The 9265-nt window shown below is 72.3% G+C and carries 11 protein-coding genes; 9 read left to right on the forward strand and 2 right to left on the reverse strand.

Features of this window, described 5'->3' with window-relative positions; translation table 11 throughout:
• Nucleotides 1-114 (reverse strand): SDR family NAD(P)-dependent oxidoreductase (locus tag EAO77_RS38870; protein ID WP_187283433.1); only part of this gene is annotated, 114 nt, incomplete at its 3' end.
• 144 nt (nucleotides 115-258) lie between these two features.
• Between EAO77_RS38870 and EAO77_RS27115 the strand changes: the two genes are divergently transcribed.
• Nucleotides 259-1161, forward strand: coding sequence for a LysR family transcriptional regulator (locus tag EAO77_RS27115; protein ID WP_147990874.1), 903 nt, complete (start codon nucleotides 259-261; stop codon nucleotides 1159-1161).
• A 260-nt stretch (nucleotides 1162-1421) separates the two neighbouring features.
• On the opposite strand, the gene EAO77_RS27120 is transcribed toward EAO77_RS27115, so the two are convergent.
• Nucleotides 1422-1877: a Rieske (2Fe-2S) protein gene (locus tag EAO77_RS27120; protein WP_147990875.1), complete on the reverse strand. Its 456-nt coding sequence runs from the start codon at nucleotides 1875-1877 to the stop codon at nucleotides 1422-1424.
• Between the two features lie 283 nt (nucleotides 1878-2160).
• On the opposite strand from EAO77_RS27120, the gene EAO77_RS27125 reads away from it, so the two are divergent.
• The 8 genes from EAO77_RS27125 (at nucleotide 2161) to EAO77_RS27160 (ending at nucleotide 8928) form a co-directional block, all read left to right on the forward strand.
• The gene (locus EAO77_RS27125; RefSeq protein WP_147990876.1) at nucleotides 2161-2706 is read left to right on the forward strand and encodes a DoxX family protein; all 546 of its coding nucleotides are present in this window, start codon (nucleotides 2161-2163) and stop codon (nucleotides 2704-2706) included.
• Nucleotides 2707-2900: 194 nt separating this feature from the next.
• Nucleotides 2901-3761: a HipA family kinase gene (locus EAO77_RS27130; protein WP_147990877.1), complete on the forward strand. Its 861-nt coding sequence runs from the start codon at nucleotides 2901-2903 to the stop codon at nucleotides 3759-3761.
• Nucleotides 3758-4141, forward strand: coding sequence for a DUF3037 domain-containing protein (locus EAO77_RS27135; RefSeq protein WP_147990878.1), 384 nt, complete (start codon nucleotides 3758-3760; stop codon nucleotides 4139-4141). The genes EAO77_RS27130 and EAO77_RS27135 overlap by 4 nt, the downstream gene beginning before the upstream one ends.
• A gap of 188 nt (nucleotides 4142-4329) precedes the next feature.
• On the forward strand, nucleotides 4330-5091 hold the full coding sequence (gene fabG, locus EAO77_RS27140; protein WP_147990879.1) for a 3-oxoacyl-ACP reductase FabG: 762 nt from the start codon (nucleotides 4330-4332) through the stop codon (nucleotides 5089-5091).
• Between the two features lie 16 nt (nucleotides 5092-5107).
• A complete protein-coding gene (locus EAO77_RS27145) occupies nucleotides 5108-5869 on the forward strand; it encodes an SDR family oxidoreductase (protein WP_147990880.1) in 762 nt (253 codons plus the stop codon).
• 132 nt (nucleotides 5870-6001) lie between these two features.
• Entirely contained in the window at nucleotides 6002-7582 is a 1581-nt protein-coding gene (locus EAO77_RS27150) for an ABC transporter substrate-binding protein (protein ID WP_147990881.1), read from the forward strand.
• 82 nt (nucleotides 7583-7664) lie between these two features.
• A complete protein-coding gene (locus tag EAO77_RS27155) occupies nucleotides 7665-8348 on the forward strand; it encodes a uracil-DNA glycosylase (protein ID WP_147990882.1) in 684 nt (227 codons plus the stop codon).
• A 130-nt stretch (nucleotides 8349-8478) separates the two neighbouring features.
• Nucleotides 8479-8928, forward strand: a complete 450-nt coding sequence (locus tag EAO77_RS27160; protein ID WP_147990883.1) for a hypothetical protein — start codon at nucleotides 8479-8481, stop codon at nucleotides 8926-8928.
• The last annotated feature ends 337 nt before the right edge of the window (nucleotides 8929-9265 follow it).

The raw sequence follows: 9265 nt of genomic DNA on the forward strand, positions 1-9265 counted from the left end.
GAGGTCGAGTACCGCTACGGCGCGGCCCTCGGCCGCGAGCCTGACGGCGGTGGCGGCGCCAATGCCCCGCGCGGCTCCGGTCACGACAGCCACACGCTGCTCGGTGGTGGACATTCTGGTTCTCCTCGCCCTTGAAGCCCGTCACATCACGACTGCCGGGGTCCGGCAGTGGCTGCGGCGCTCATGGGACCACCATCGCGCCTCTCACCTCGTAGAACAAGTGAGAAAAGATGGACCCGTTCGCGTAGCATCGCTTACATGTTGAACCTGGAGCGTCTGCGGACCCTCGACGCCCTCGCTCGGCACGGGTCGGTGAGTGCCGCCGCCGAGGGGCTGCACGTCACGACGTCGGCCGTCTCCCAGCAGATGGCCAAGCTGGAGCGGGAGGTGGGACAGCAGCTGCTCGCCAGGAACGGCCGCGGCGTGCGGCTCACCGACGCGGGGCGGCTGCTCGCCGACCACGCCGCCCGCATCCTGTCCCAGGTCGAGCTGGCGCAGTCGGACATCGAGGCCCAGCGCGGCCGGGTCGTCGGCGAGGTCCGGCTGGGGGCGTTCCCCACGGCGGCACGCGGCCTCTTCCCCGGCACGGTGGCCGCCCTTCGCGCGAGCCACCCCGAACTGCGGGTCAGCACCCGGGAGATGGAGCCCGAATCGGGCATCCGGTCGGTGATCAGGGGCGACCTCGACCTCGCGATCGTGCTGGACTGGAGCAACAAGCGGCTGCCCGTGCCCGCCGGGCTCGCGCAGGCCCAGCTCCTCGACGACGTCACCGATGTCGCCCTGCCCGCCGGGCACCGGCTCGCCGGCCGCGACGAGGTCGATCTGGCGGAGTTCGCCGACGACGACTGGGTCTCCTGGCCGGAGGGGGAGTTCTGCCACGACTGGCTGGTGTTCACCCTGCGCTCCCAGGGCGTGGAGCCGAGGATCGCGCACACGGCGGGGGAGCATCACACCCAGCTCGCGCTGATCGCGGCCGGTCTGGGCGTCTGCGTCGCGCCCCGGCTGGGCCGCGGGTCCGTCCCGGCGGGTGTGGTGCTGGTGCCCGTGCGGCAGCGGATGCGCCGGCACGTCTACGCGGTGTGGCGGACGGACGCGGACCGCAGACCGTCGATCCGGGCCGCGGTCGGTGCCCTGCGCTCCGTGGCCGCCGACTCGGCCTGACGCGTCTCCCGGGGCGCGCCGGAGGCCGCCGGTGTCCGCACCCGCAGCCGGAGCGTGTCGAGGGGGATGTCGGGGTCGGGGCCGCCGGTGGTGCCGGTCCGCACGCGGACGCGGCCGGACCGGGGCGCCGCCGACCAGCGCGCACCGGACCGGCCGCCAGGGGCCGGACCGCGCGGCACGCGCCGGCCGCGGTCCGGACCCGCGCGTGATCCGCGGTGTCCGCTCCGGTGCCTGACCCCGAGCACCGCAGCGGCCGCGCATCACGCGAGCTTGATCGACTCTCCCTCCACGACGATCTGCGCGGGCGGCAGCGGCGTGGTCGCCGGGCCCGCCTTCACGCTGCCGTCGGTCGCGTCGAACTGGCTGTTGTGGCAGGGGCAGTTGATGACCCCGGCGGACACGTCCTTGACCGCGCAGCCCTGGTGGGTGCACTTGGACGAGAACGCCTTGAACACGCCCGCCTGCGGCTGTGTCACGACGACGTCGCCGACGACCTTGCCGCCGCCCTCCGGGATGTCGGACGTCCTGGCGATCTCGGTCCCGCCTCCCGCGCCCKCGCCCGTCGCGCCCTCGCCGCCCGGCTTGTCGGACACGGTCTGCCCGGGGTCGTCCGAGCCGCCGCATGCGGTCAGCGCGACGGTGAGACCGGCGCCGCCCACCGCGGCGACGACGGTGCGCCGCGCCACGGTCCGCGCGGTCCCCTGCGATCCGGTCATGTTGGCTCCCTGGTCACGGCCGGCCCTGTGCCGACGGGTTCCTCATGGTGTACGCGATCTCCCGCGCGGTTGTTCAACGCTTCACACAATTCTCAGCAACGGCCCCGGAATCGGCGGGGACCTGATCCTGGGGCGTGCCCGGGCTCCCCACGGTGGCGACCCGTCGACCGGGACCTGACCGCCTTGGTTGTTGAAGTTTCACGCAAGCTGTTACGTTGCATCTGCTTGAACTTTCAAGCGACCTGCACCCTGCCATCGTCCGCGACAGAGAGGCCCGCGCCCCATGTCTGCCATCACCCGTGACACCAGCCCGACCACCGGCACTCCCGGAGCCGCCGCTCCGTCCTCCCGCGCCCACGACGGCGGCCTCCTGCTGCTGCGGCTCGCCCTCGGACTCACCGTCGCCGCGCACGGTGCGCAGAAGCTCTTCGGCTGGTTCGGCGGCGGTGGCATCGAGGGCACCGGCCAGTTCTTCGCGATGAGCGGCTACCCGTCGGGCGAGACCATGGCCGTGATCGCCGGGCTCAGCGAGGTGCTCGGCGGACTCGGGCTGGCCCTCGGCGTGCTGACACCGCTGGCCGGCGCCGCCGTCCTCGGCACCCTGGTCAACGCGGTGGCCGTCAAGTGGGGCGGCGGTTTCTTCGCGCCCGCCGGCGTCGAGTACGAGGTCCTGCTGGCGGCCGGCGCCGGAGCGCTCGCGCTCACCGGTCCCGGCCGGATCGCCGTGGACCGCCTCCTGCCGCTGCCCGCCCACCGGTTCGGCCACGGAGTCGCGGCGGTGGTGATCGGCCTGGCGGCCGCCGGTCTCGTCCTGCTCGTCCGCACCTGAGCACGCGCCCGCGGCCGCAACGGAGCACGCTCCCGCGACCGGCCCGGCACCGGTGCGTGCCCGCGACCACACCCGCGGCCGGCCCGGCACCGGTGCGGGGCACGTGCCGGTGCCGGATGTCCGCGTCCCGTGACCGGATGTCCCGGCGCGCTTCCGCGGATTCTCAGGGCGTGAGCGCCGTATAGCCTGGCGAAATGCTTACAGAGGTCACCGCGACCCGTTATGTCACGCCCTTGCGTGAGGGCGGCTCGCTCCCCGGCATCGTCGAGGCCGACGATCTCGGCACGTACGTCATGAAGTTCACCGGCGCCGGCCAGGGTCGCAAGACGCTGGTCGCCGAGGTGATCTGCGGCCGGCTCGGACAGCGGCTCGGGCTGCGCGTGCCCGACCTGGCCGCGATCCGGCTGGACCCCGTGATCGGGCTGTCCGAGCCCGATCAGGAGGTGCAGGAACTGCTGAAGGCCTCCGGCGGTCTCAACCTCGCGATGGACTTCCTGCCCGGCTCCCTCGGCTTCGACCCCCTCGCCTACGAGGTGGACCCCGAGGAGGCGGGCCGGGTCGTCTGGTTCGACGCCCTGATCAACAACGTCGACCGCTCCTGGCGCAACCCCAACCTGCTCGTCTGGCACGGGGACCTGTGGCTCATCGACCACGGGGCGACGATGATCTGGCACCACAACTGGCCGGGCGCCCAGGCGTCCGCTGCCAAGCCGTACGACGCCTCCGACCACGCGCTGGCACGCTTTCGCCCCGACGTCGCCGCGGCCGCCGCCGCCCTCGCCCCGCAGGTCACCGAGGAACTGCTCACCGCCGTCGCGGCCGACGTGCCCGACGACTGGCTGGTCGGCGAGGCGGGCTTCGAGACGCCCGACGCCGTGCGGCGCGCGTACGTCGAGGCCCTGCTCGCGCGCGCGGGCTCCATCCACGAGCGCATCACCCTGAACGAGCCCAGCGCGCCCAGGGCCCCGCAGCCGCCCGGGTGGCTGACCGACCACGGGAAGCCGTGGCCCCACCCCACGAAGACGCAGACGACCGCGAAGGGCGCCGAGCAGTGAGCGACCGGGACGTATTCGAGTACGCGCTGCTGCGCGTGGTGCCGAGGGTGGAGCGCGGCGAGTGCTTCAACGCGGGCGTGGTCGTGTACTGCCGGGCGAAGTCGTTCGTCGCCGCCCGCACCCATCTGGACCCCGCCAAGCTCCGGGCGCTCGACCCGCACGCCGACGTCGCAGGAGTGCGCGCCGCGCTGGGTGCGGTGGAGGGCGTCTGCCGGGGCGGCGAGGACGCCGGCCAGGCGGGCGGGGACGATGCGGGGCGGCGTTTCCGCTGGCTGATCGCGCCGCGTTCGACGGTCGTGCAGCCCGGCCCGGTGCACACGGGGCTCACCGGAGACCCGGCGGCGGAGGTCGAGCGGCTGCTCGATCTGCTGGTGCGCTGACCTCCGGCCGGCCGCGGCGCGGAGCCTGTGTGTGCGACGCCGCGCCCCGTCGCCGTTGACACCGGGTGCCAGGGCTTCTAGCGTCCTTCCTGTCGAGGTACTAAGCGGTCGCTCAGCCCTGGTGGCGGAGGGCACGCCGGACCCCGGCAGTCGTGATGTGACGGGCTTCAAGGGCGAGGAGAACCAGAATGTCCACCACCGAGCAGCGTGTGGCTGTCGTGACCGGAGCCGCGCGGGGCATTGGCGCCGCCACCGCCGTCAGGCTCGCGGCCGAGGGCCGCGCCGTAGCGGTACTCGACCTCGACGAGGCGGCCTGCAAGGACACCGTCGAGAAGATCACCGCGGCGGGCGGCAAGGCGATCGCCGTCGGCTGCGACGTCTCGGACGGCGCCCAGGTGGAGGCCGCCGTGGCGCGGATCGCCGCCGAACTCGGCGCACCGACCGTCCTCGTCAACAACGCCGGCGTGCTCCGCGACAACCTGCTCTTCAAGATGAGCGAGTCCGACTGGGACACCGTCGTCAACGTGCACCTCAAGGGCGCCTTCCTGATGGCCAAGGCCTGCCAGAAGCACATGGTCGACGCCGGCTTCGGCCGTATCGTCTCGCTCTCCTCGTCCTCCGCACTCGGCAACCGCGGCCAGGCCAACTACGCCGCCGTCAAGGCCGGCCTCCAGGGCTTCACCAAGACGCTCGCCAAGGAGCTCGGCAAGTTCGGCATCACCGCCAACGCCGTCGCCCCCGGCTTCATCGTCACCGAGATGACCGCGCAGACCGCCGAGCGGGTCGGCATGGGCTTCGAGGACTTCCAGGCCGCCGCCGCCACCCAGATCCCCGTCCAGCGCGTGGGCCGCCCCGAGGACGTCGCGAATGCGATCGCCTTCTTCGCGGGCGACGACGCCGGATTCGTCTCGGGCCAGGTCATGTACGTGGCCGGCGGCCCGCTCAACTGATCGGGGGACGACGGACATGACGGGAGAGATCGTGGACAGCGGCAAGGTCGCCCTCATCACGGGCGGCAGCCGGGGCATCGGCTTCGGCGTCGCCGAGGCGCTGGTCGCCCGCGGCGACCGCGTGTGCATCACCGGCCGCGGTGAGGACGCGCTGAAGGAGGCCGTGGAGCGGCTGGGCGCCGACCGGGCCATCGCGGTGCCGGGCAAGGCGGCCGACGAGGGCCATCAGGCGGCCGCCGTGGCGGCCACCATGGAGGCCTTCGGCCGGGTGGACTTCCTGATCAACAACGCGGGCACCAACCCGGTCTTCGGCCCGATGGCCGAGCTCGACCTGAACGTGGCGCGCAAGGTCTACGAGACCAATGTGGTCTCCGCGCTGGGCTTCGCCCAGCAGACCTGGAAGGCGTGGCAGAAGGACAACGGCGGTGCGATCGTGAACATCGCGTCCGTCGCGGGCGTCTCCGCGTCGCCCTTCATCGGCGCCTACGGCATGAGCAAGGCGGCCATGGTCAATCTGACCCTGCAGCTGGCGCACGAGTTCGCGCCGGTCGTGCGGGTCAACGCCATCGCCCCCGCGGTGATCAAGACCAAGTTCGCCGAGGCGCTCTACGAGGGCAGGGAGGCCGAGGCCGCCGCCGCCTACCCGCTCGGCCGGCTCGGCGTGCCCGAGGACATCGGCGGAGCGGCCGCGTTCCTCACCTCCGCACAATCCGACTGGATCACGGGGCAGACGCTCGTCGTCGATGGGGGTATCTTCCTCAACGCGGGTGTGCACTGACGCCACCGCATCGGACCGCTTCGGCGCGGTCTGTTCCTGAATGATCCAAGTGCCCCGCCCGGACTGTCAGATGGACCCGGCGGGGCGCTGCGGTATGGTTCGCCGACCCATGGCTGAACGAGGAGCGTGCACGTGTTCTACCGGACCTGTCTGCAGGCCGCTGCAGCCCTAGCGTCCATATCTCTGCTGGCGGGGTGCGGTGTCTTCTCCGACGACGGCGGCGACGGCGAGCAGAAGATAGCCGTCGGCACGACCAGCGAGCCGAGTACGCTCGACCCCGCCGCGGCCTGGGACGGCTCCTGGGAGCTCTACCGCAACGTCTTCCAGACGCTGGTGAGCTTCCCGACCGGTTCGGCCACCCCGCAGCCGGACGCGGCCGAGGGGTGCCGGTTCACGGACGCCTCCAACAAGGTCTTCGAGTGCAAGCTCCGGTCCGGGCTCAAGTTCACCAACGGCGAGACCCTCGACGCGGCGGCCGTCAAGCACTCCGTCGACCGCATCCGCACCATCGACGCGGAGAGCGGACCCACCGGGCTGCTCGGCTCCCTCGACCGGGTCACCACGTCCGGGGACGACACCGTGACGTTCCGCCTCAAGACCCCCGACGCCACGTTCCCGTTCATCCTGGCGACCCCGGCCATGTCGATCGTGCCGCCCTCGCAGTACCCCGCGGACAAGCTCCGCGAGGACGGCAAGCTCACCGGCTCCGGCCCGTACGCCCTGGACTCGTACACCAAGGGGCAGAGCGCCGAGCTGAGCCGTTTCGACGCCTACAAGGGCTTCGCCAAGATCAAGAACGACGCCGTCACGATCCGGTACTTCCAGGACTCGGACGTGATGATGAAGGCGCTGAAGGACCGGACGATCGACGCGATCAACCGCGGTCTCACCGCCGAGGAGGTCGTCGAGCTCCAGGAGAAGAAGCCGGAGACCGCACACCTCCAGCTCGTCGAGACCGTCGGCGCCGACATCCGCTACCTGGTCTTCAACCCCGAGGACCCGAAGGCCGGCAAGCTCGCCGTGCGCCGCGCGATCGCCCAGATCATCGACCGCGGCGCGCTGGTCCAGAAGGTCTACCACGGCACCGCGGAGCCGCTGTACTCCATGGTCCCCAAGGGCATCTCCGGCCACACCACTGAGTTCTACGACCGCTTCGGCGAGCCCGACGCCGCCAAGGCCGAGGAGATCCTCGAGGACGCCGGCATCACCGCGCCCGTCCCGCTGAAGTTCTGGTACACGACCGACCGGTACGGCTCGTCGACCGCCCCGGAGTTCGCCGAGATCAAGCGGCAGCTGGAGGACACCGGGCTCTTCCGGATCACCCTGGAGGGCAAGCCCTGGACCGAGTTCCAGGCGGGCTACCAGGCCGGTGAGTACCCCGTGTTCGGCCGTGGCTGGTTCCCCGACTTCCCGGACCCGGACAACTTCATCGCCCCCTTCGTCGGCGCCAAGAACGTGCTGGGCACCCCGTACGAGAGCCCCGAGATCACCGAGCAGCTGCTGCCGCAGTCCCGCCGCGAGAGCGACCGCGGAGCGGTCACCGGCCAGTTCGAGCGGGCGCAGGAGATCCTCGTCGACGACGTGCGGCTGCTGCCCCTGTGGCAGGGCAAGCTGTACGTGGCGGCCAGCGAGGAGATCGGCGGCGGCGAGAACGCGCTCGACCCGCAGACCGTCATGCAGATGTGGGAGCTGTACCGCAAGAAGAGCTGGTGACCCCAGTGTCAGTGGTGGCGGGTAGGTTCGGGGATCTCGGCTCCGGGATCCCGGAACCGCCCGTCCACCGGAGGTTGTTGACGTGACCGACACCGACATGCTGCCCGAGTCCTGGCGCGGCGTCCTCGGCGAGGAGCTCCAGAAGCCGTACTTCGCGGAGCTCACCGAATTCGTCGAGAAGGAGCGGGCGAACGGGCCGGTCTACCCGCCCCGCTCCGAGGTGTTCGCCGCGCTGGACGCCACCCCGTACGACCGGGTGAAGGTCCTGGTCCTGGGCCAGGACCCCTACCACGGGGAGGGCCAGGGGCACGGTCTGTGCTTCTCGGTCCGCCCCGGGGTGAAGACCCCGCCCTCCCTGCGCAACATCTACAAGGAGATGCAGGACGAGCTGGGTCTGCCCGTCCCGAACAACGGCTATCTGATGCCCTGGGCGCAGCAGGGCGTCCTCCTCCTGAACGCCGTCCTCACGGTCCGCGCGGGCGAGGCCAACTCGCACAAGGGCAAGGGCTGGGAGAAGGTCACCGACGCGGTGATCCGCGCGGTCGCCTCCCGCCCGGACCCGGCGGTCTTCGTGCTCTGGGGCAACTACGCGCAGAAGAAGCTGCCGCTGATCGACGAGAGCCGCCATGTGGTCGTCAAGGGCGCGCACCCCTCGCCGCTCTCGGCGAAGAAGTTCTTCGGATCCCGCCCGTTCACGCAGATCAACGAGGCCGTCGCGGCCCAGGGCCACGAGCCGATCGACTGGCGCATCCCCGATCTCGGCTGACGTCCGGGGCGCCGTTCACACCGCCGGCTGACAGGTTCGGGCCGTGCCGCCCGAGCCTGTCCGGGATTGTCCGGGCGGGCGGTTAGCGTCAGGACCGCGGCAGGGTGCCGTTCGGACGCGGGAGGCCGTCGTGACGGATCAGCAGCAGGCGCCACAGGACGCGGTGACGACCCGCATCGGACAGGCGGTCATGCTGCTGCACGGCGGGGACCGCGAGGAGGCGAGGAACCGTCTCGCGGCGATCTGGTCGGAGATCGCCGACGCCGGCGACGCCCTCCACCGGTGCACGCTCGCCCACTACCTGGCCGACGCCCAGGACGACCCCGACGACGAGCTCGCCTGGGACCTGCGCGCCCTGGCCGCGGCCGAGGGTGCGGAGAAGGCGGTCGCGGTCCGCGCCCTCTACCCCGCGCTCCACCTCAACCTCGCGGCCGACTACGTCAGGCTGAGCCGCCCGGCGGCCGCCCGGGACCACCTGGCCCGGGCGCGCGCGGCGACCGGCGCCCTGGCGGACGACGGGTACGGTCACGGGGTCCGTGCGGCGATCGACCGGCTGTCCCGCACCCTCGGCCCGGCCTGACCCCCGCCGGGCCCACCGCGCGGGAGCGGGCCGTGCGTCCGGCGGCCGCGGTCACCGGCCGTACGCTCCGCGGCAGACGCGGGCCCCGGTGCCGCCGGGGCGCAGGCCGCCGTAGGACTCGCCGAGCTCGCAGACGTCCTCGCGTCCCGTGGGGATCCGTACGGCGGGCGGGTGCGGCAGATACGACGGGTGAGGCGGCTCGGGCGGCACCGGGGCCCGCGTCTGCCGCGGAGCGTACGGCCGGTGACCGCGGCCGCCGGACGCACGGCCCGCTCCCGCGCGGTGGGCCCGGCGGGGGTCAGGCCGGGCCGAGGGTGCGGGACAGCCGGTCGATCGC

Source organism: Streptomyces sp. T39 (assembly GCF_008042045.1).
Taxonomy (GTDB): Bacteria; Actinomycetota; Actinomycetes; order Streptomycetales; family Streptomycetaceae; genus Streptomyces.